This window comes from Olleya aquimaris (assembly GCF_003259525.1).
In the GTDB taxonomy this organism is placed as follows: domain Bacteria; phylum Bacteroidota; class Bacteroidia; order Flavobacteriales; family Flavobacteriaceae; genus Olleya; species Olleya aquimaris.
The window spans coordinates 122,316-145,491 of the sequence record NZ_QLLO01000004.1 but is presented as its reverse complement, the minus strand read 5'-3'; the positions used below and the strand labels follow the sequence as shown (position 1 = coordinate 145,491).

The following is a 23,176-nucleotide window of genomic DNA, read 5'->3' as shown; positions in this document are numbered from 1 at the left end:
ACACAATTTATTATCTTTAGTTAAATAATCAAACGCATATATGCTTAAACAATATTTACAGTTCAAATTATCGCAAAAGTTGTCACCGCAACAAATTCAATTAATGAAATTGATACAGTTGCCAACGCAAGCATTTGAACAACGTTTAAAGCAAGAATTGGAAGAAAATCCAGCGTTAGAAAGTGGTAAAGACGAAGTCTCTGACCAATTAGATGATGATTTTGACAATACACAAGACGATTATAATGACAACGAAACTATAGATGCTGGAGAAATTAATGTTGATGATTATTTAAGTGATGATGAAGTCCCTGATTATCGAACCAACGCCAATAATTACAGTGCAGATGACGAGGATAAAAGCGTCCCTTATGCTGCAGGAACCTCATTTACACAGCATTTAGTTAATCAATTAAATACGTATCGTTTGTCTGATGACGAACGTGATATTGCAGAATTTTTAGTAGGAAGTGTTGACGAAAGCGGTTATATACGTCGTGAATTAAGCGATATTGTTGATGATTTAGCTTTTACACAAAGTGTTTATACAGATGAAGAAAAAGTGGCTAACGTCCTTAAAATCGTTCATCAATTAGATCCAGCTGGTGTAGGTGCTAGAAATCTTCAAGAGTGTTTAAGTATTCAATTACACAGAAAAGAAAAACATCCAGATGTAGAATTAGCTATTCAAATTATTGATAAAGCATTTGATCAGTTTACTAAAAAGCATTACAAAAAATTAATGCAAAAGTTTGATATTACTGAAGACCAGCTTAAGGATGCAATTCATGAGATTGAACGATTAAACCCAAAACCAGGAGGTTCTTATGCTGGAAATAACAGAATAGTAGAACATGTGGTACCAGACTTTGCTATTAAAATTGTTGATGGCGAATTAGAGCTAACCCTAAACGGTCGTAATGCACCAGAATTGCATGTCTCTAGAGAGTATAGCAATATGCTTAAAGGGTATAAAGAAAGTAAAGATAAAAGCAAGTCTCAAAAAGATGCTGTGATGTTTATCAAACAAAAGTTGGATGCAGCTAAATGGTTTATTGATGCCATAAAACAACGTCAGCAGACTCTTTTTGTAACTATGAGTACGATTATGCATTATCAAAAAGAATATTTTTTAACTGGTGATGAGCGCAACCTTAAGCCAATGATATTAAAAGATATTGCAGACGAGATTGACATGGATGTCTCCACTGTATCTCGTGTGGCTAATAGTAAGTATGTCGATACACCATATGGTACCAAGTTGATTAAAGAATTCTTTTCGGAATCTATGACCAACGATCAAGGTGAGGAAGTGTCTACTAGAGAAATTAAAAAGATATTAGAAACCGTTATTGAGGAAGAAAACAAAAAGAAACCCTTAACGGACGAAGCTTTAGCCAAAATACTAAAAGAAAAGGGCTACCCAATTGCTAGACGTACTGTTGCAAAATATAGAGAACAGCTAGATATTCCTGTGGCGAGATTACGTAAAAAGATATAATATTTCATCCTAAACTTAAGTTTAAAACTTATATAACTACCTTGGATGAAACTTCAAATACTACTTCTAAATTATTAAAAGATGAAATGGTTAATTAAAAGCATATCGTACCTATTTCATCCTATTATCATGCCAATATTGGCAATACATTTCTACTTTAAAAAAACACCAAGGTTTATTCCAGAAGGGTTTGTGAATGCTAAATTAATTTCTCTTCTCATACTTACTGTAGTCCTTCCTATTTTGGTCTATTTTTTATTGAAAACGTTAAGTAAAGCAGAATCTATTCACTTAAAAACTACTAAAGAACGTATTTTACCTCTTTTGGTAAATTGTTTCATTTTAGGACTACTATTAATTAGAGTGTTTCCAATAGATCAAATACCAGAATTATATTTCTTTTTTATTGCTGTGTTAATTTCTAATTTAACGTGTTTACTATTTGCTATTTTAAAGTTTAAAGCAAGTTTACATATGGTAGCAACGGGAAGTGTATTTATGTTTTTTATAGCTTTTGCTATTCATTTTAGCATTAATATAAACGGAAGTTTAGCGCTAATGGCTTTAATATTAGGTGCAGTAGCAACGTCTAGATTGCATTTAAAAGCACACACCAATAAAGAGCTAATTGTTGGATTATTTATTGGTATAATACCACAATTAATAGTGTTACAGTATTGGTTATAAAATATAAAACATTAAACCAATTTTTATAGCACTCATATCCAGAGATTCGTCATTAATAGTGGCATTATCAAATAGGCTATTAAGTCCATAATACAGGTAAAAGTTCCAAGTATTATAACCAGCACTCATTGTTAATCCATATTGAAGTGTATTAAACGAATTGTTATTATTTATACGAACATCTTCAGGAGGACCTAAGTACTTAGTGCTATTAGCAAAAACATATCCTAGTTTTATACCAGTGTAAATTCTCCAGAAACTGTATTCTGTTGGTGTTGAAGTTCGCCATCTATATTGTATTGGCATTTCTACAATATAGGTGTATAATTTATTTTTAGAAAAATCTATTTCATCGGTATCTAAAACAGTAAAAGAGGTTTGTTTGTTAGCCTCAGCAATTAATATATTGTGGTTATACGAATTAAAAGAAAGCCCTAAACCAATTCCAATAGCTTTATTGCGTCGTTTATTAATAGGCATATCTCTAATGACTCCAAAGTGTATTCCGCTAGAAAAACCATTTTGAGACACACCCTTCGGCTTTTTATTTAAAAGGTTGTAAGTTATCCCTAAATAAAATTGATCCTCCCTGTACAAGGAGTCTATAACATTTTTTTGGACCACATCTTCTTGAGCAACAACCAATGGAGCTATAAATAAAAGGGTTAAAAGCAGTAATAGTTTTTTCATAAATTAAATATATTGCTTTAATTGATAGATTAAAAATAAATCCAATAGACTGTTTAAAGTTATAAAAAACAAAAGGTGTTTTGAATATCAAAACACCTTTTGTTATAAAATTAAGAGTAATACTTATTTAAGTCCACTACCTTTTTTGGTGGTGTAATTAATTTTTAATTGTCCTACTTTACGTAAGGCTTGCTCTATATCAGATACTAATCCCATATTGGTCTCTTTATCTACTTTAAGTGCAGCAATTAACTGAGGTATTTCTTCCTCACGTTTAGAAGCACGTTCTGCAGCTACAAATGGAGCAATATCTTTTAAATCTGCAAACTTATCGTTTAACTGGATTTTTGCTTCATTACCCATATCTTTATAGCTATCACTAGGCTTTCCTGCGTAAATAAACATTACAAGATTTTTTTTACCTAGTTTTTCAGTTTCTGCAGCAGATGGTAAATTGTTTTTAATTTTCAAACTGTTGTCTCTCATTACGGTTGCTACCATAAAAAAGAATAATAGCATGAATACAATATCTGGTAAAGATGCTGTAGAAATTGCTGGCAATTCTTTTTTGCCTCCTTTTTTAAATTTTGACATAGTTTAATAATTATTTAGGTTCTGCTTTAGAGATAATACGAGGATACATATCTTTTATCTTCTTGATTTTCTCTTTTAATTTATCACTGTTAAATTCTGCTGAATTTGAATCCTCTACTGAAGCTTCCATTTCTTTAAAAGATCTGTTGTACATCTTTTGTGCTAAACGTTCTCTTAGTTCTGCATAAGCGCTAACTAATTGATCGTAAACAACAATAAAAGTCTCATAATCTGTTGCTCTAGAGTGTGTGATAGAAATAATGGCTTTTGTAGGGTGATCTGATGATGATGGGTCTTTTGCCCCATTACAATAGTTACATTTAGTACCATCAGTTCCTTCTCCTCCACCATTGTCAATAAACTTAATAGCTGCTGCTTTCAAGTCTTTAACTTTCATCAATTCCTCTTCAACCAACATTTGATTGTCCTTATTTAACTCAACAGTAAAAATGTTTTTCTGTTTAATAATAGGAGGATCAATTATCTCATCTGGTGGTAGTTTTGAACTAATACCAGAATCTACTTCAATAGTTGTTGTAACTAAGAAGAATATTAATAATAAGAAGGCAATGTCAGCCATAGAGCCTGCATTAACTTCTGGTGCTGATCTTTTTGCCATAATTATTTAATTAATTTTTTAATTCCTGTGAATAACATGGTACCTGCAGCAATAACTATTAGCGCGTAAAATGCGTATAGTCCAGCTCCAACTAAATGAGATTCTTTGTCTGTTGCAGCAATTCCGTTATAGAAATATTCTTTAGCATCTCCTCCAGATAAGGCATAAGCAATAACTATTACAGCAAGAAATGCTCCAACACCTATTAATATGTTTTTTAAACCTTTAGAAGATTTCATTAAAGAGTTAATAACAGAAATTAAAGTTAAAACTAATGCAATAACAGCTACTACTATTACTAAGTAATATAATGGAGACACTAAAGGCATCGTTTCATTTAGAGGTAAATCCTTTACATCTGTTACTCCGTTTTCAGTTAATAAGTCGCTAATATTGCCATTCATTAAAAACCACAATGCAATTGCAATAATCCCAATTAGGATAACTACATAAGTTAGTATTTTTTGTAAATTCATAATATGTTATGATTTAAAGTGGTTAATAATTATTTTTTGTACTTAGATAACATATCCATTAAGTTGATAGAAGAATCTTCCATATCATTAACGATACTATCTATTTTTGCAATAATGTAGTTGTAAAAGATTTGTAATATAATAGCAACAATAAGTCCAAATACAGTAGTTAATAAGGCAACTTTAATACCTCCTGCTACTAATGATGGTTGCATATCTCCAGCTGCTTCAATTTTATCGAATGCTTGAATCATACCAATTACCGTTCCCATGAACCCTAACATTGGTGCTAATGCAATAAATAAAGAAATCCAAGATACGTTTTTCTCTAATTGTCCCATTTGTACGCCTCCATAAGCTACTACAGCTTTTTCAGCAGATTCTAAGTCTCCATCTGCTCTGTCTAATCCTTGATAAAAGATAGAAGCAACAGGTCCTTTTGTGTTACGACAAACTTCTTTAGCAGCTTCTATACCACCAGACTGAAGTGCATCTTCAACATCTTGAGTTAATTTTTTAGAATTTGTAGTTGATAAGTTTAAGAAGATAATTCTTTCAATAGCAATAGCTAATCCAAGAATTAAACATAATAATACAATTCCCATAAATCCTGGACCACCTTCAATAAAACGCTTTTTAAGCTCTTGGTGGAACGTTAAATTTTCGCCATCTGCAGTTGTAGTTGCATCAGCTGTTTCATCATCTTGTTGTGTAAGCACTACAGTAGTTGCAGTAGTCATTGCTACGTTAGTCGTTGCGTTTGCAGTTCCGAATACCATGATACACGCGATGGCTAGGATAGAAAATAATCTTTTCATTTTGTTGATCTTAATTTTATTAGTTAAAGTGTTAAAGATATAAAAAAATTGTAATTAAATATAAAAATAACTACTAAAGAGGTTTAGTAAAACTAAATAGTTCTTCTTATTAACTCTTATTTAATTAACAAAAGATTTTAATTAAGATGAAATAGTGTTTGAGGCTATTTTTTTATCACAAAAACTATTCCAATATACCTTAATAAAATTTAAAATCTCTTGCAGAGAGGAAGGGATTCGAACCCTCGATACGCTATTAACGCATACACGCTTTCCAAGCGTGCGCCTTAAGCCACTCGGCCACCTCTCTGTAATTCATGTTTAATTACAGCAGAGCAAATAACAAAAAAATAAGCTAATGATAAAATTTTAGAGGTTAATTTTAACTCATTTCTCCTCGCAAAGCAGTTTCATATATGGTTTTGAACAAGTTAGGTGAAATATTTTGTCCCAACAAATACATCATTTTGCACAAAGCAGCTTCTGTTGTTATGTCTTTTCCGGATATTAAACCAATACGTTTTAGTTTTTCGCTAGTTTCATATTGTCCCATTAATACACTTCCACCAGAACATTGTGTAACATTTACAATATGTATACCTTTATTTATGGTTGTTTTTAGCAAGTCTAAAAACCAATCTTTAGTCGAACAATTTCCAGCTCCATAAGTTTCTAAAATAACCCCTTTTAATCCTTTGGTATTAAATACACTTTCTAATACCTGTTTTGATATACCTGGAAACAACTTAATTAATGCAATATTAGCATCAAGATGTTTATGGACTATCAGGTTTTTTCTTGGGTTAGGTTTTAATAAATACTCATGATTTACTTTTAAGTGTACACCACTTTCTGCTAAGTCTGGATAATTTAAGCTGTCAAATGCTTCAAAATGTTCGGCATTTATTTTTGTTGTACGATTGGCTCTGTATAGTTTATATTCAAAATATAAACCCACTTCTTTAATAACAGGTTTATTATAATGTTGAAGCGATGCTATTTGGATTGAAGTAATCAAGTTTTCTTTAGCATCTGTACGTAAGTCTCCAATAGGTAATTGCGACCCAGTAAATATGACTGGCTTTGCTAAATGCTCTAACATAAAACTTAACGCTGAAGCGGTATAACTCATAGTATCACTTCCATGAAGCACAACAAATCCATCAAACGTATCGTAATGCGATTCTATAACTTCTGCGATCTGCACCCAATATTCTGGTTCCATGTTACTAGAATCTATTGGCTCTTTAAACGAATAGGTTTTAATTGAACAGTCTAATAGTTTTAATTCTGGGATTCTAACCAATAAATTCTCAAAATCAAATGCACGTAACGCTCCTGTTTCTGAATCTTTTATCATACCAATGGTTCCACCAGTATATATAAGGAGTATGTTTGGAATAGTTTTAGTCATTTTGAATTACGAATTACGAATTTTGAATTACGAATTATGCTTTGACTGCGCTCAGCATGACATTATCAGTTAAATTTTAAATACTTTTTTTGAGTTTTCGGTTGTAATTTCGGCAATTTTTTCTTGAGGCACTACGTAAATTTCGGATAACTTTTCTAAAACCTTAGTAATGTAACTACTTTCGTTACGCTTTCCTCTGTAAGGTTTTGGTGCCAAATAAGGCGAGTCTGTTTCTAAAACAATATGTTTTAAATCTATTTGATTTAAAAACTGATCAATCTTTCCGTTTTTAAACGTAACCACTCCTCCAATGCCCAACTTCATATTATAAGATATAGCTTGATGCGCTTGATCTATTGTTCCTGTAAAACAGTGAAAAATACCAAACAAATCATCAGATTGTTCTTGGTCTAAAATTTCAAAAATCTCATCAAAAGCCTCACGACAATGGATGACTATGGGTAACTTGTGTTGTTTTGCTAGTTTGATTTGAGCTTTAAAAGCCTCTTGTTGAATCCCTAAAGTGCTTTTATCCCAATACAAGTCTATACCAATTTCGCCAACTGCATAACATTTATGTTGATTAAGCATCTGCTGTACATGTGACAATTCTTCTTCGTAATTATCTTTTACATGTGTGGGATGCAAACCCATCATTAAAAATACGTGTTCTGGATATTTAGATTGAAGATCTAACATACCTTGTGTGTATCCACTATCTATTGCTGGCACAAAAAACCTAGAGACACCAGCATCTATTGCTCGTTGTATCATTTGGTCTCTATCTTCGTCAAAAGCTTCGCTATATAAATGGGTATGTGTATCTGTTATTATCATGTGGCAAAAATAAAAAAGTCATCATGGTTTTGATGACTTTTTAACTAGTATTTTAAGATTGTAGATGTGTTACTTTAACTTCTTCAATAATTTAAGTGCTTGACTGTAATCGTCTGCATCTTCAGGGATTTGTTTTAGTAGCTTTATACAGTCTTCTTCCTTGTCTTGTTTTAATTTACTTAAAGCCAAATACCATGTGGCTTTATTTTTATATGCTGAATTACCATTTACAATGGTTCCTAAAATAGAATCTGCTTGATCAAAATTATCTAGCTCAATATTAGTAATGGCATAGTAAAAATTATACTCAACGTTTTCTGGGTTGACTTTTAATAAATCTTCTAAATAACTTTTTGCTTCTTTATATTCCTTGTTATTAAAGGCTTTTGTTGTTTTGATTAATAGACCAACATTGTCTTCGCTACTTCTCTCTGTAAAATCTATTGTTCCATGGTTATTAAAGTCATAATAATCTGCTCCTCCAGAAAACTGATTAAACACAAAGAAGCCCATTATTAAAGCAATACTTGCTGCGACTGCTAATTTGTAAACACTAAAGGTCTTTTTAACTTCAACAGGGTTTTCTTCGATATCTAATTTGGTGAAATACCTATGAGAAATACTATCTAAATTAGCTCTAAAATCTGTGGTGTTATCCTCATTACCTATTTCTTGCTCTAAATGTGCTGATAGCTCTTTATAAATAGTGAAGGCTTGTTTGAAGTCTTCATCTGTATTGATTCTGTTTTCAAAATCAGTTATTTCTTCAGAAGATAAATCGCCAGATAGATAATTTTCAAAAAGGATGTAATCTTGTTCTTGCATAACATTAATAATTAAGTTGATTAAATGTTGGCGACTCCTGAACTAACTTGGTTAATTGACCAATGCAAAGCGATTTTTTCTTTCGTGCGTAAGCATAACTTACATTTAAGCTAGCTGCTACTTCTTCCATAGATTTAATTTTAAAAGTAGCTTTTAGCAAGTCTTTGCAGGCATCTCCTAGTTTTTGAAACATCTGGTTAAAAAGGGCTTGTTTTCCTTCAAAAATAGAAGATTCAAAAGACAGTTCTTGTGCGTCGTCATCTTTAGATAAAACTTCTTCATTAATTGTTACCTCTTTATTGCCACTTTTTTTCAAATAGTTTAACCACTTACGTTTACACAATAAAAAAAAGTAGGCATCAAAAGGACAGGTTAATTGCAGTTTTTTTTGACAACCTTGATTATAAATGGTAATAATGGTTTCTTGAATAATATCCTGAGCACGTTCTGCATCACCACTATTTTGCCTAATGTAGTTTATCACTTTTGGAGCAAACTTATCATATATAGCCTGAATAATAAAGGAGTTGTTATTTACCAATCCATCTACATACTTCTGGTCTTCGTGTATTTTTTTTTCACTCATAAACCCTTTGTTTACAACGAATTTAAAAAAACTTCGGTAAATACGGGTAACAAAGTTTAAATGGTTTTGATATAAGGGTGTAACGGTCAAAAAATGACAACACATTTAAACAAATTATAAATCAATTTAAACTTTAGAAATTATGAAACGTACAATTTTAATTATCGCAACAGTAGTATTTGGATTATTAAACGCAAATGCTACCAATTTAAAAACAGATGGTAACAGTGTAACACCTGTTGACATTACTAAAAAAGAACTAGTAGAAGTTTACGACTGGACAGTTGTAACAACTAGCGGAGAATTTTCCGGAACTGCAGCAACATTATTTGAAGCTAAAAAAAGATCCAATCTTGTTGGACAAAACGAGGTGGTTTTAGAACGAAAAATCACAAACTACTTTGTCTTAAAAAGCGAGATGTTTAAAAAAGAGTCACGCCTATACTTCTGGGAAGTTAAAAGTGAAAAAGGATATGCAAAAGGATTTTCTTCTTCAGAGTTTTCTGCAAAACAAATGATACATCTAGTTGCTAAAGGTGATATTATGTCTTACAAAATTATAGCTAGTAAATAATTTACCAAAAACAGGGTAACAAAACACCTACACTGTTTATATAAACATGAATAACAATTTAAAAACACAAAATATGAAGACTTTAAAAACAATTTTCGGAACCCTATTAATGACCACTCTATTATTCACAAGTTGTGATAATAATGAAGATTTTGACGACAATAACAACTATCAAGAAACTTTAAGCTACACGACTATTCAAGGCTTTTTTGAAACTCATGGTGTACAAGACCAAACATTTACTATTGATGCCTCAACTGGTGGCAGTGTCACAGGAGAAGACGGAACAGTAGTTACTTTTCCACCAAATGCTTTTGTGGATGGAAGTAACAACCCTGTTACTGGTATAGTGGATGTATCTATTAAAGAAATTTTTAAGCCTAGTCAAATGATTTTATCAAACAAACCTACAAACGCCATTAACTTTTCTAGCCAGAACACCTTTTTATTATCAGAAGGCGAAACAGAAGTTAGAATTTCGCAAAATGGTAACGACGTACAGATAGCTTCTGGTGCTAATTATCAAATATCTGTTCCATCTGCTGGTGGATTTGATAGCGAGATGCTACCATTTGCTGGTACAACTTCTGATGAAGAAGGTATTGTTTGGAATGCAACTACAGATGTTAGCTTAGGTACTAATGCTATGCAATATGTATCTTCTCCAGCATCTTACATTTATCAGGTATTTGATACAGGCTGGTCTAACTGTGATAAATTTTACAGCTATCCTGGAAACAAAACCACTAACTATATTAATTTAACTAATAGCCCAAACGAAACTGAAACAGTAATTTTTATGGTGTTTGAAGAAAACAACTTACCTGCAGTAGTAAAATTTACTACGCCTTACACTAACGGAATACAAAGTTATGTAGATATGTTACCAGAAGGATTAGCGGTTACTTATATAGCAATTACATTAGAAAATAATCAACAATACTTAGCTGTAGAAAATGTAACTATCTCTGACGAAGAAGAATTAACCTTAAACTTTGAAGCTAAATCCACTCAAGAGATATTAGATGCTTTAGCCATATTAGACTAAAAAATAAAAAAACTAAAAACAGGGTAACAAATTACTTACCCTGTTTATATAAAGATGAATAACAATTTAAAACAAATTAAAATGAAAACTTTAAAAACAATTTTCGGAACCCTATTAATGACCACTCTATTATTCACAAGTTGTGATAATAATGAAGATTTTGATGACAACAACACACAGTTTATCCCACCAACATCTCAAGAATTTAAAAACATTAGAGAACAAGCTTTGGAAAACAACACTCAGAACTTCAACTTTAATGCAGAAGATGGATCGGTAACGTTTACCTCAGCTAATGGTGTACAAATTAACATTAATGGTAGCTGTTTAACCTTAAACGGAAGTCCTGTAACAGGAAACGTAGATTTAGAATATATCGAACTTTTTGAAAAAGGAAACATGCTAACCACTAACAAACCAACCATGGGAGAATTACCAAATGGAGATAAAGCCTTATTGATTTCTGGTGGTGAGTTTTTTATTGAAGCTACGCAAAATGGAGTAGCATTAGATACCAATTGTAACATACAATTAGTTGTACCTAACAGTTTAACAGGAGGAGCAGATCCAGCAATGACTTTATGGGAAGGCACTATAGACAACGACGATAACTTAACTTGGGATGAAGTTGAAGATGCAACAGGACAAGGTGGTGTATTTGTAGAAGGTGGAGAGTACTACGCTTTTTTAGGACAATTTGGATGGTCTAATATTGATCGTTTTTATAACGACCCAAGACCAAAAACCTTAATCCAAGCTCAAGCTCCAGTAGGTTATAACTTTACTAACAGTGCAATCTATTTATCATATGATGGTGAAGATTCTGGATTAGCCTCTTTAGACACCTATGATGGAACGTTAAATTTATTTAGCGAGCATTATGGTCAGATCCCAATCGGTTTAGAATGTCATGTGATTTTCGCAACAGAGGACAACGGAATGTGGAGATATGCTGTTAAAGCTGTTACAATAGTAGCTAATGATATTATAACTTTTGACCTAAATGAAACTAACGTCGTAACAGAAGCTCAATTTGTAGCCATAATAAATGCACTACCATAATTAAACTCCTACTTTACATTGGTGGTAAATTGAAAGTCAGAAATTAATTTTTCTGACTTTTTTTTATAATAAGGGGTAACAAAAACTAAATAGTATTGATATAAGGGTGTAATAACATTAAAACGAAGTATTATGAAAACGATTAGTAAATTTAAAACAGCCCAAGCCATACAAGAACAAGTGTTATTTTGCATTATTAGACTAACCATTTTGGTAACTCTTATTGCTTCAATTGCATAATTAAACTCTCAACTTATAAAAAACCAGAAGCTTTTGTTTCTGGTTTATTTTTTTGATATGCTTTAATACTAATTAATAATCTATTCAAATCAACCTATTATCTATCCTCAAGTAAGACTTACAAATATTATCACTAAATTTATTACGCTATTAAATCACTAACTATAATGAAAACTTTAATCACTTTTCTTTTCAGCATAAGTACTTTTTTGTGTTTTGCACAACAGGCCACTACAATAGATACCACTAGACGTGTAGCTACAATAGAGTATAAAACAGTAGGTAACCAAGTACAATTCTCACCTAATGCACCAGAACTAAACCAGATTGCTGGTGCACCAAAAGCATTTTACACTAACTATTGGGAATTTGGAGATGGTACCTATAGTAAAGAAAACAACCCAACAAAAACATATAAAAAAGCTGGCGAATATGAAGTGCGTTTATGGGCAACCAATAACTATGACACAGGTAAACCACCAACCTCTCGTCCTAAAAAAATAAGAGTAGATGATGTAGACGAAGACTATCAAGAAGAAGCTTCAATGGATAACGCAATTGATATACAACGAAACAGAGAACCCATTCCAGAAGAAGAAATTGTAGTTATTTTTAAATATAAAAACACAAAAGATTATGTCACTAACGGAAAACTCATGTTATTTTATAATGAGACCGTATACAAGGATGCTAATTTTGAAATCACAGATACCAGAACACATCATGGTGAAACTATTATAAATAATGACAACTTAGTTTACACCAAGAAACTTAATAGAGATACTTATTACGCTTCCGCAGAAAACAATAGCATATCATTGTATGCTAAACCCCAAGATTCTACCGAAAAACAAAACTTACCATTAACCCTTGAAGAAGCTAAAGCAGCTTATAAAAACTCTAGTCAGTTACGCTTTAGTAACATGCAGCCTAATGAAGAGCGCAACGTATTTTACACGTTAAAAACCACACCAGAAATGCTTAAGGATACTAGTGCTATTATTAGTGTTAGAGGTGTGTATATTCCAGATGATAACTATGACAACCACCATGTTAAAGACATGGAAATGGAAATTGTCACCTCTCATGACCCAAACAAAATGTCATCTAACGCAACTTTTTTAAATTATAGATTAGTCCGCTATAAACGACCAAAATTTAAAATTAGATTTCAAAATAATGGCGAAGGTCCAGCAAGAACCATTCGTTTAGAAACAGATATTCCGGATATGTTTGACAAATCGTCGATAGAAGTCTTGGACATGTATCCCAAAGTTAAAATCTGCCCTAAATATGACGTAGAATATAGTTGTCTAGACACTACCTACACAGAAAAACAAGCTATTTTCACCTTCAAAAACATTTACTTGCCTGGAAGCGAGCAAAAAAATGTAAAGGTGTACGATTCTACTAAAGGTTTTGTGCAATACAGAATCAAGTTTGGTAAAGATTTTCATAAGCAAAAAACCAAATCGCGTACCGCAATTATTTTTGATAAAAACGATCCCATAATTACTAATTACTCAACAACACGTTTTTTACCAGGTATTTCAATTGGTGCTAAAGCAGGTTATAACTCGTTTTCAGATTTAGACAATTCTAAAAGCTACTTTATTGGTGCAACTGTTTCGCCTTACAAATCTTATAGATGGTATTGGCAAGTGGAGTTATTAAATAGTTTTCATCAATATGATGGCAACACGACGGTAAGAGAAGAATTAACAGGAGAACCAGGAGTTAACGAGCTTTTTCAGCGTACAACTACAACCACATCTTTTGAGAATATTGATTGGGAAATCCCTGTATTAGCAAGATACAATGTTAACAACTATATTGGATTAGGTGCTGGATTACAAGGTACCATAACTCTTAATGAAAAAAGAAATGAAGAAGTATTGGTTGAACGTTATGAAAATATAAATACGCAACCTGGAGGCTTAATAAGCAGCGATCAATCCTCTAACGAAACTAAAAATTCGTTCACCAATTTTAGAACCGGATTTTTAATTGAAGCGACTGTAGGATTTGCCAGAATTGGACCAAGTATTGGTGCACGCTATGTCTTTAACTTTAAAGAAAACTACAACTACATGCAATTGTATGCTATATGGAAATTTTAGACACTAAGCGTCATTTGACAGCTTAATCGTGTGTGTATTGCTTTTAAATCTTTTTATTTTTTAAAATGAAAAACAGCCTCATTATCATATTCTTTTTTGTCTTTACAAAAGTAGTCGCACAGGATTTAGAAGAAGCTATTTATGTGGCTACTGAGACTTTTAATGCAAATCCAAATGCTTCAACTTTTCAAACTCTAATTGAAAAAGAAGCAGGTTTTAAATCTCAAATAAAAACTAAAGATCAATATTTTGCTTACCTCAATTTATTAGTTAATAAAGGCTATTATTTATTTAATACTAACCAACAAACTCAAGCTATTACTGCATACGAAAACGCTTGGACAGTTTACAAATCACAAATTAAAGGTGTCTTTAAATACGACATTACCGAGCTTTGTTTAAAAAACCTAAGTACACTTTACAATAGAATAGGTGACTATACCAATGCAGAAAACATTATTAAACAATATATTTTTTTATCAGAAAAAGAAAAAAACAATCAACACAGAATTAGTGGAGCAATCAATTTAGCGCAATTATATTTTACTATTGGCAAACATCAATCTGCTATTGAAATTGCAAACAATGGATTGCAAATAAAAGGTATAAGTAAAAGTCAGATAGAAAAACTACAACGCATTAAAGCTAATAGTCAAATAGCCAGTTTAAAAATAACGACTAGTAAAGACGCTATTGTTTTAAGCACCAAACAAGACAATCAAGTCAAATACCAATTAGCTCTTAAAAATAAAGACTACCAAAAGGCTTTAAGTTTATTTCATCTAAAATATTTACAGATTGATAAAACATCAATCTCTGCAAGAGAACTTGCTAAATTACAAGTTGAAGAAGCACAACTTCACTTTAAATTAAACGACTTTAATTCAGCTTCAAAAAAATTAAAAATAGCTTTAAATACTCTACTTCCAACTTATAATGGGCAAGACATTCCTAAACATGAAGATTTGTATGCAGACAACACGTTTATAGATATTTTTGATCTATTGGCTCAGCTTCAATCTAACTTTATTAATGCTTTAGCCTGTTATGATCGTAGTTTTTATGTTTCAGAATTATTGCAAGACAACATCACCTCTCAAGAAGCAAAACTCATTCATTTAAATGCCAATAGAAGACGTAGCGAAGCCTGCATAAACTTACTGTTTAATGCTTATAAAAAAGAAGAACATGCTAACTATTTACACCAAGCTTTCGCTTACGCGGAAAAAAATAAAGCCTCTATTTTAAAGGAGTCCATAGATAAAAAATCATTGTTACAACAATTCCCAAATGATAGTTTGTTGCTTAAAGAACAAACTTTATTACAACAACAAGAACAACTTACCAACGCTATTATTAAAGCACAATATCAAAACAATTCTGTACAAATAAACAAACTAAGCCAAGACCTAACGGAAACGAGTATTGCTTTAAAACAATTAAAAAAAGAGATTGATAATAAATATCCAAACTCAATTAATAAAGAATTGTCTATTAAAACAATTCAAGACAAACTTTTAAAAGACAATGCTGTTTTAGTTGAATATTTTTATGGAGAAACTGCTGTTTTTCAGTTTTTAATATCGCCAACTACCATAGATTTATTTAAGATTGAGCGTGATGACCATTTTAATACTTCCGTAGAACAGTATATTGATTATTTCAATAACTCGTCTTTAATTAATAATAACATTCAGCAATTTACAAGTGATGCTTACAAACTATACAAGCTATTAAGATTTGAAAACACATCTACTTACAAAAATGTAGTAGTGATACCTGATAGCTTTTTAAACTTTATACCTTTTGAAAGCTTTCTATCTCAAGAAACCACTACTACAAATTATTCTAAAATGCCATTTGTTGCTACCCAACAACAGTTGGCTTATAATGTAAGTGCGTCGTTTTATCTGACTACCAAACCTTTTAAGTATAGCAACGAAGTACTAGGTGTGTTTCCTGTTTTTGACAAAACAGATGCCAAATTAACCTACTCTATTAACGAAGCTGAAAGCATAGAAAAAGAGGTCAACGCTAAGTTTTTAATGTATGATGCAGCGACTAAACAAGATGTATTATCACAAGCAAATCAGTTTGGTATTTTACACTTATCTACTCATGCTAGTAGTGGCACGTTTACAATTCCTGCAAATATTGATTTTATAGACCAAAAGCTATTTTTAAATGAATTATACAGCTTAAATCTTCAAAATAACTTAGTGGTTTTAAGTGCTTGCGAAACTGGTATTGGTAAGCTTCAAAAAGGAGAAGGCAGTATGAATTTAGCTAGAGGATTTCAATATGCTGGAGTAGAAAACTTATTGTTTTCATTGTGGAAAATTAACGATTTATCGACATCGCAATTAATGGCTTCGTTTTACAAAAACTATAGTAAACAACAGTCTGCATTTGTAGCCAATCACCTTTCAAAGGTTGAATATTTAAATAATTCTTCTATTTCCAATATTAAAAAGTCACCCTATTACTGGAGCGCTTTTGTATATTATGGTGATTTAACACCACAAACAACATTAGGTACTTCAAAATATCTTGTTTTTGCTTTTGTTGGTTTAGGGATTGCCTTACTTTTATGGATTGTAATACGTAGACGCAATAATGGAACAAACACTTAAAGAATTTTTATTTAAAAAAGGGTATATACGGGTTAAACTAAAACTAACTAAAACCAATCATTTTGAGATAAAAGCTTCAATCAACAACATTAAAGGGTTGTTTATTCTAGATACAGGTGCTTCTAACAGTTGTGTCGGTTTTGAAGCTACTCAAAAATTTAATCTTCAAAAGGTAAAAGACTCAAATATATTAGCAGCAGGTGCTGGTGCTATAGATATGCTTACTCAAGTCTCTAAAAACAATACTATTAAAATTGGACGCCTTAAAATTGATAAAGCTGCTTTAGTATTATTTGATTTAAGTCATGTTAATTCTGCGCTAATAAATCATAATGCACAACCAGTAGATGGAATTATAGGTGCAGACATACTAAAAAAGGTAAAGGGTATTATTGATTACGAAAAAAAATATTTGTACTTGAAAAAATTAGTCTAAGGTTATATTTTTTTATAATTTTATTAGCTACTAATTAACCTATAAAAAGACCTATCGTTTATGAGTGTATCTATCGTCATTGCAGATGATCATCCTTTAATGCTAAGAGGACTATCTGACTTTATTACCTCAAAGGGCTTTAATATTATCGGAAGTGCAGAAGACGGTCAAACCGCATACAATTTAATTGTAAAATTAAAACCAGAAATAGCTTTATTAGATATTAGAATGCCTAAAATGACAGGATTAGATGTTGCTAAAGCCTGTTTTAAAAATGCATTAGACACTAAAATTATCTTAATTACATTTGATAACGAGGAGCATTTATTTGATAAAGCCAGAGCCTATAATGTCTATGGATACATTTTAAAAGAATTTGCTGTTGAAGAAATAGAAACATGTATTGCTCATGTCCTGGAAGGCGAACCCTATTTTAGTGAGGAGATTGCCTCTTACCTTAATGCTAAAGTAACTTACACAAGTAATAACTTAATCGAGATGTTAACTCCTACAGAGCTTAAAATAGTTAAGTTATTGTCAGAAAAACTTACCTCAACAGAAATTGCTGAACAATTACAGAGCTCTCCAAGAACCATTGAAAAGCATAGAAGTAATATTGTGAAAAAATTAGATTTAAAAAAATCACATAACGAATTAAAGCTTTGGGCTAGTATGAATCAAGAGGTTTTAAAAAATACGTAGTTCTACGTATTGTATAGGTCTAAATATTTAGCTATATTTACAATGCTATTAATTAATCATTCTGAGGGGAAAATCAGGAAAAAAGCTCTATCTGTATTACAAATAGAGCTTTTCTTTTTTTTATGATTATTTTAAAACAGTTTTATAAGGGTTTTTAAAAAAAAATTTTTTTTAAACTTGCATATACTTTTAACCAACCTTACAACCACTAAAAGCTTTAAAATGGGACACCTGTTTTAGAGCTTTTTTTATTTTATTAATCAAATAAAAATACGTAGTTCTACGTATTTCATAGGTCAATTAAATGTTTTATCTTGCATATGCTATTAATCAATTTATGGGAAAATTGGAAAAGCTCTGAAACACTAGTTTGTTTTGGAGCTTTTTTTTGTTTTAAATCCAGATAAAAATACGTAGTTCTACGTATTTCACAGGTCAAATATATAACCTAACTTGCAGTTGTTATTAATCAATTTAGGGAGAATTGTGAAAGCTCTGAAACATTAATTTGTTTGGAGCTTTTTTTTGTTTTAAAAACAAAAAAAATACGTAGTTCTACGTATTTGATAGGTCATAATTATATTATAACTTGCTAGTACTATTAATTAGTTCTTAGGGAGAATTATTTAAGGAAATTCTGCACTGTTATTGTTATAGTGCAGAGTTTTATTCAAAAAGTTTTTAAGTGTGGATTTAGAAAAAAGAACAAGAGAGCAAAACCGTATTATTTTTGTTTGTTTAATTATTATAATATTAATAATAATATCGTTTAATCTCTTTATTTATTTTGATAAATAATTTAAAAAAAAAGAGTGACGTTAGCCACTCTTTATAGATAAATTTAATAGTATGTTTTTAAAGTTCTAAAGCTTTTTTAACATCATTATTCATTAATAATTCTGTTGGGTTTTCTAGCGCTTCTTTTACTGCTACTAAAAACCCTACACTTTCTTTACCATCAATTATTCTGTGATCATAAGATAAAGCAACGTACATGATAGGTCTAATTTCTACTTTACCATCAATAGCAACTGGACGCTCTACAATGTTGTGCATTCCTAAAATACCACTTTGAGGTGGATTTATTATTGGAGTAGATAACATACTACCAAACACACCACCATTAGAAATTGTAAAAGTTCCACCTGTCATTTCATCTACAGTTATTTGTCCATCTCTAGCACGTATAGCTAATCGTTTAACTTCAGATTCTACTCCTCTAAAGCTTAAGTTTTCAGCATTTCTAATTACTGGGACCATTAAACCTTTTGGTCCTGATACTGCTATGCTAATATCAACAAAATCATATGATAGCATTTCTTTACCATCAATCATAGAGTTTACTGCTGGATATAGTTTTAATGCTCTAACTACTGCTAAAGTAAAAAACGACATAAATCCTAAACTAACACCATGCTTTGCTTTAAAAGCTTCTTTGTATTCTTTTCTTAATGCAAAAATTGGTGACATGTCAACTTCATTAAACGTCGTTAACATTGCAGTTGTATTTTTGGCTTCTACTAAACGCTCTGCTACTTTACGACGTAACATAGACATTTTACTACGTGAAGTCCCTCTATTCCCTCCAGTTGGAGTACCCATAGAAGGCACAGCATTTACAGCATCTTCTTTTGTGATACGACCATCTTTTCCTGTTCCAGAAACCGATGAAGATTCCATATTTTTTTCAGCTAATATTTTTTTAGCTGCTGGACTTGCAACACCTGAAGCATATGTTTTTTGTGCAGGATTTGGAGCTTTCTCATGATTCTCCTTATTTGGAGTTGCTTTTTGATCTTTGGCTAAATCTTGTTCAGCATCAGTATTTCCACCTTCATCACCACCTTCATAGGTACTACTTGCTGGTGCTTCTGCACTTGTATCAATTAAACAAACCACTTGTCCAACTGCTACTGCATCACCTTCTTCCGCTTTAAGCGTAATTATACCGCTAGCTTCTGCTGGTAATTCTAAAGTTGCTTTATCACTATCTACCTCTGCAATAGCTTGGTCTTTTTCTACATAATCACCATCTTGAACTAACCATTCTGCTATTTCAACTTCTGTGATAGATTCGCCTGGAGAAGGCACTTTCATTTCTAAAATCATCGTAATGTAATTTTATTTTGTGTGTGTTATTGTTTGTTTGTTATTTGATCCATTTGAAAACTTTGCAGTTTATTACCGTCTCCTAACATAAAAAAGGCGTTGTACACTCCGTTTTCAAAAGTTACTGTATAATTATGGGCTGTTCTTACAGTGTCTTTATATACAATAGATTTAATTTTGCCTAAAGCGTCCATATTAATATGATCATTAAAGTAAGCTTTGGTTTTTTCTAAAGTTAAAACTTGTTTGAAATTTTCGTCAAACATATTATAAATACCTTCTACATCGCCATTATTAAAATACTTTTGAAAAGTAGACGCTACAGTTTTATACGAATCTTGTTCTTGAGCAAATCCAAAAGAAACACTTAAAAACGTTATAGTTATAACTATTAGTAGTTTTTTCATAGTATGAAAATTTTAGCTTATCGCTGATTATTTTTTGTTTTATCAAACACGTAATCTATTACTTCTTTATGACGCTTTTTAGAACGTACTGAGCTACCTGCTGCTGGTGCACCATATGGTCGTCTGGATGCTAACCTAAATGTTTTTGCCTCATCAAGATGCATTAACATATGACTATAAGCTCCCATATTACGTGGTTCTTCTTGTGCCCAAACAATATCTTCTGCGTTTTTATATTTGTTTAATACCGCTTTAATTTCTTTAATTGGTAATGGGAATAATTGTTCTATTCTAACTAATGCAACATCGTCACGCTTTAAATTTTCGCGTTCTTCGTCTAAATCGTAATAAAACTTTCCTGTTAAAAATACTAAAGTTTTTACTTTATCTGCTTTTACAGCAGAATCATCTATTAAAGTTTGGAAACTTCCATTTGCAAACTCTTCTACAGTACTCACACACTTTGGATGACGCAATAAGCTTTTAGGTGTAAATACAATTAGTGGTTTACGGTATTTAGATTTCATTTGACGTCTTAACAAATGAAACATATTAGCTGGAGTTGTACAATCTGTAACAAACATATTGTCTTTTGCACATAATTGTAAATAACGTTCCATACGTGCTGAGGAGTGTTCTGCACCTTGACCTTCATAACCATGAGGTAGTAACATAACTAATCCGTTTTGGGTTTTCCACTTATCTTCTCCTGCTGAAATATATTGATCTAGCATGATTTGTGCACCATTACTAAAATCTCCAAATTGAGCTTCCCAAATGGTTAAAGTATTTGGGCTAGCCATAGCGTAACCATAATCAAAACCTACAACTCCGTATTCTGAAAGTAAAGAATTGTAAATGTAAAATTTACCTTGCTTATCGTTAATTTGGTTTAGTAATACAATTTCTTCCTCACTATCTTCTACTTTTACTACTGCGTGTCTGTGAGAGAAAGTTCCACGCTCTACATCTTGACCAGATATACGTACGTTGTAACCTTCGTCTAAAAGGGTTCCGTATGCTAAATGCTCTGCCATAGCCCAGTCTAATCGGTTTTCGTCAAACATTGTTTGACGATCGTTAATTAGACGTTCTATTTTACGAATAAATTTTTTGTCTTTTGGAAGATTAGCTATCACTTTAGTGATTTCTTCAAGCTTTTTAGTAGACGTTGTTGTGTCTACTGGTTGCATCATTTGGGTTTCATCTACTTGTGAAAAATCTTTCCACTCTTCTTCCATAAAAGCAGTAATCACTGTTTTATCTTCTTTTCTAGAATCTTCCAGTTTTTCTTCTAAACTAGCTTTATAGTCTTGTTCTAATTGTTTAACAAACCCTTTATCAATGATACCTTGAGCTATTAATTTTTCAGCATAGATATCTCTTGGATTGGCATGTTTAGCAATTGCTTTATATAATTTTGGTTGTGTAAATCTTGGCTCGTCACCTTCATTATGACCGTATTTTCTGTATCCTAAAAGATCTATAAATACGTCACGTTTAAAATTCATTCTAAAATCTAAAGCAAACAACATAGCATGCACTACAGCTTCGGCATCATCTGCATTAACATGTAATACAGGGGACAATGTTACTTTTCCAATATCTGTACAATAGGTACTTGATCTTGCATCTAGATAATTAGTTGTAAATCCAACTTGATTATTTACCACAACGTGGATTGTACCATTTGTTTTATAACCGTCTAATTGTGCCATTTGTATGACCTCATAAACCAATCCTTGACCAGCTATTGCTGCATCACCATGGACTACAATTGGCAATACTTTACTAAAATTATCACTATAAGATGTGTCTTGTTTTGCTCTTACAATACCTTCTACTACTGCTCCAACAGTTTCTAAATGCGAAGGGTTTGGCGCGATACTTAAATTAATTTTTTTACCCGTATCTGTTTGACGATTACTAGTCCATCCTAGGTGATATTTAACATCTCCATCAAAAACTTCCTGTTCATAATCTTTACCATCAAACTCGCTAAAAATGTCTTTTGCTGACTTACCAAATATGTTTGTTAAAGTGCTTAAACGACCTCTATGTGCCATTCCCATAACAAACTCTTGCACACCCAGTTCTGCAGCTTTTTCAATAACTGCATCTAAACCTGGAATTAAAGATTCTCCACCTTCAAGCGAAAAGCGTTTTTGCCCAACATATTTAGTATGTAAAAAGCTTTCAAAAGAAACAGCTTCGTTAAGTTTTTTTAGAATATGTTTTTTCTGTTCTGCTGAAAAGTTAGGTTGATTATCATTAATATTCAATTTATTTTGAATCCATTGTATTTCTTCAGGTTTTCTTATATACATATACTCCACACCAATAGCATCACAATAAATGCTGTTTAAGTGTTTTAGTATTTCGCGTAAAGTATTAGCACCTATACCTAAGATTTCTCCAGCATTAAAAGTGGTATCTAAATCAGATTGAGATAATCCAAAATTCTCAATATCTAGAGTAGGCTCGTACTTACGACGCTCTCTAACAGGATTGGTTTTGGTAAACAAATGTCCTCTGTTTCTGTAACCGTCTATTAATTTTACTACTTGAAATTCTTTTTGAACATGCTCTGGAATTTGAGTAGAAACACCTTCTACAATTTCGCCATCCATACCATAGGTTTCGCTACCAAAGTCGTAACCTTGAAAAAAGGCTCTCCAACTAGGCTCTACAGAGTCAGGATTTTTTAAGTATTGTTCGTATAAATCAGCAAAGTATGCTGTATGTGCTGCGTTTAAAAAGGAATATTTATCCATTACAATATGTAAGTCGTGTTCGCT

General features: G+C 31.7%; 21 protein-coding genes and 1 tRNA gene. 9 read left to right on the top strand and 13 right to left on the bottom strand.

What is annotated here, in order from left to right; all coding sequences use genetic code 11:
- The first annotated feature begins 40 nt into the window (after positions 1-40).
- Positions 41-1,501 carry an RNA polymerase factor sigma-54 gene (gene rpoN, locus LY08_RS07085; RefSeq protein WP_111659751.1) on the top strand — a complete coding sequence of 487 codons (1,461 nt, stop codon included), beginning with the start codon at positions 41-43 and terminating at the stop codon, positions 1,499-1,501.
- Between the two features lie 81 nt (positions 1,502-1,582).
- On the top strand, positions 1,583-2,188 hold the full coding sequence (locus tag LY08_RS07080) for a hypothetical protein (RefSeq protein WP_111659750.1): 606 nt from the start codon (positions 1,583-1,585) through the stop codon (positions 2,186-2,188).
- Here the strand turns inward: LY08_RS07080 and LY08_RS07075 are convergent.
- The 10 genes from LY08_RS07075 to LY08_RS07030 form a co-directional block, all read right to left on the bottom strand.
- Entirely contained in the window at positions 2,183-2,878 is a 696-nt protein-coding gene (locus LY08_RS07075) for a porin family protein (protein WP_111659749.1), read from the bottom strand. The genes LY08_RS07080 and LY08_RS07075 overlap by 6 nt on opposite strands.
- Before the next feature lie 123 nt (positions 2,879-3,001).
- The gene (locus tag LY08_RS07070) at positions 3,002-3,472 is read right to left on the bottom strand and encodes an ExbD/TolR family protein (protein ID WP_111659748.1); all 471 of its coding nucleotides are present in this window, start codon (positions 3,470-3,472) and stop codon (positions 3,002-3,004) included.
- 10 nt (positions 3,473-3,482) lie between these two features.
- Positions 3,483-4,091 (bottom strand): ExbD/TolR family protein, encoded by a 609-nt coding sequence (locus tag LY08_RS07065; protein WP_111659747.1) that lies wholly within the window; start codon positions 4,089-4,091, stop codon positions 3,483-3,485.
- 2 nt (positions 4,092-4,093) lie between these two features.
- Positions 4,094-4,567, bottom strand: a complete 474-nt coding sequence (locus tag LY08_RS07060) for a hypothetical protein (RefSeq protein WP_111659746.1) — start codon at positions 4,565-4,567, stop codon at positions 4,094-4,096.
- A 29-nt stretch (positions 4,568-4,596) separates the two neighbouring features.
- Positions 4,597-5,385 (bottom strand): MotA/TolQ/ExbB proton channel family protein, encoded by a 789-nt coding sequence (locus LY08_RS07055; protein WP_111659745.1) that lies wholly within the window; start codon positions 5,383-5,385, stop codon positions 4,597-4,599.
- 222 nt (positions 5,386-5,607) lie between these two features.
- A tRNA-Ser gene (locus tag LY08_RS07050) sits at positions 5,608-5,695 on the bottom strand.
- A 72-nt stretch (positions 5,696-5,767) separates the two neighbouring features.
- Entirely contained in the window at positions 5,768-6,799 is a 1,032-nt protein-coding gene (locus LY08_RS07045) for an asparaginase (RefSeq protein ID WP_111659744.1), read from the bottom strand.
- Between the two features lie 69 nt (positions 6,800-6,868).
- Entirely contained in the window at positions 6,869-7,636 is a 768-nt protein-coding gene (locus tag LY08_RS07040; protein ID WP_111659743.1) for a TatD family hydrolase, read from the bottom strand.
- 69 nt (positions 7,637-7,705) lie between these two features.
- Positions 7,706-8,461: a tetratricopeptide repeat protein gene (locus LY08_RS07035; protein ID WP_111659742.1), complete on the bottom strand. Its 756-nt coding sequence runs from the start codon at positions 8,459-8,461 to the stop codon at positions 7,706-7,708.
- 4 nt (positions 8,462-8,465) lie between these two features.
- Positions 8,466-9,047, bottom strand: coding sequence for an RNA polymerase sigma factor (locus tag LY08_RS07030; RefSeq protein WP_111659741.1), 582 nt, complete (start codon positions 9,045-9,047; stop codon positions 8,466-8,468).
- A 142-nt stretch (positions 9,048-9,189) separates the two neighbouring features.
- Between LY08_RS07030 and LY08_RS07025 the strand changes: the two genes are divergently transcribed.
- The 7 genes from LY08_RS07025 to LY08_RS06995 all read left to right on the top strand — a co-directional run bounded on the left by LY08_RS07025 (position 9,190) and on the right by LY08_RS06995 (position 17,862).
- Positions 9,190-9,621, top strand: a complete 432-nt coding sequence (locus tag LY08_RS07025) for a hypothetical protein (RefSeq protein ID WP_111659740.1) — start codon at positions 9,190-9,192, stop codon at positions 9,619-9,621.
- Between the two features lie 73 nt (positions 9,622-9,694).
- The gene (locus LY08_RS07020; protein WP_146603203.1) at positions 9,695-10,669 is read left to right on the top strand and encodes a hypothetical protein; all 975 of its coding nucleotides are present in this window, start codon (positions 9,695-9,697) and stop codon (positions 10,667-10,669) included.
- A gap of 81 nt (positions 10,670-10,750) precedes the next feature.
- Positions 10,751-11,731 (top strand): hypothetical protein, encoded by a 981-nt coding sequence (locus tag LY08_RS07015; RefSeq protein WP_111659905.1) that lies wholly within the window; start codon positions 10,751-10,753, stop codon positions 11,729-11,731.
- Between the two features lie 407 nt (positions 11,732-12,138).
- Positions 12,139-14,091 carry a PKD domain-containing protein gene (locus LY08_RS07010; protein WP_111659738.1) on the top strand — a complete coding sequence of 651 codons (1,953 nt, stop codon included), beginning with the start codon at positions 12,139-12,141 and terminating at the stop codon, positions 14,089-14,091.
- A gap of 65 nt (positions 14,092-14,156) precedes the next feature.
- Positions 14,157-16,724: a CHAT domain-containing protein gene (locus LY08_RS07005; RefSeq protein ID WP_111659737.1), complete on the top strand. Its 2,568-nt coding sequence runs from the start codon at positions 14,157-14,159 to the stop codon at positions 16,722-16,724.
- The gene (locus tag LY08_RS07000; RefSeq protein WP_111659736.1) at positions 16,708-17,160 is read left to right on the top strand and encodes a retropepsin-like aspartic protease; all 453 of its coding nucleotides are present in this window, start codon (positions 16,708-16,710) and stop codon (positions 17,158-17,160) included. Before LY08_RS07005 ends, LY08_RS07000 begins: the two co-directional genes overlap by 17 nt.
- Before the next feature lie 60 nt (positions 17,161-17,220).
- Positions 17,221-17,862: a response regulator gene (locus tag LY08_RS06995; RefSeq protein ID WP_111659735.1), complete on the top strand. Its 642-nt coding sequence runs from the start codon at positions 17,221-17,223 to the stop codon at positions 17,860-17,862.
- Positions 17,863-18,717: 855 nt separating this feature from the next.
- On the opposite strand, the gene odhB is transcribed toward LY08_RS06995, so the two are convergent.
- Genes odhB through LY08_RS06980 form a run of 3 tightly spaced genes read right to left on the bottom strand, consistent with a single transcriptional unit; the run spans position 18,718 to position 23,152 of the window.
- Positions 18,718-19,971: a 2-oxoglutarate dehydrogenase complex dihydrolipoyllysine-residue succinyltransferase gene (odhB, locus tag LY08_RS06990; protein WP_111659734.1), complete on the bottom strand. Its 1,254-nt coding sequence runs from the start codon at positions 19,969-19,971 to the stop codon at positions 18,718-18,720.
- 26 nt (positions 19,972-19,997) lie between these two features.
- Positions 19,998-20,378, bottom strand: coding sequence for a DUF3887 domain-containing protein (locus LY08_RS06985; protein ID WP_111659733.1), 381 nt, complete (start codon positions 20,376-20,378; stop codon positions 19,998-20,000).
- A gap of 17 nt (positions 20,379-20,395) precedes the next feature.
- Positions 20,396-23,152, bottom strand: coding sequence for a 2-oxoglutarate dehydrogenase E1 component (locus LY08_RS06980; protein WP_111659732.1), 2,757 nt, complete (start codon positions 23,150-23,152; stop codon positions 20,396-20,398).
- Positions 23,153-23,176: the final 24 nt, after the last annotated feature.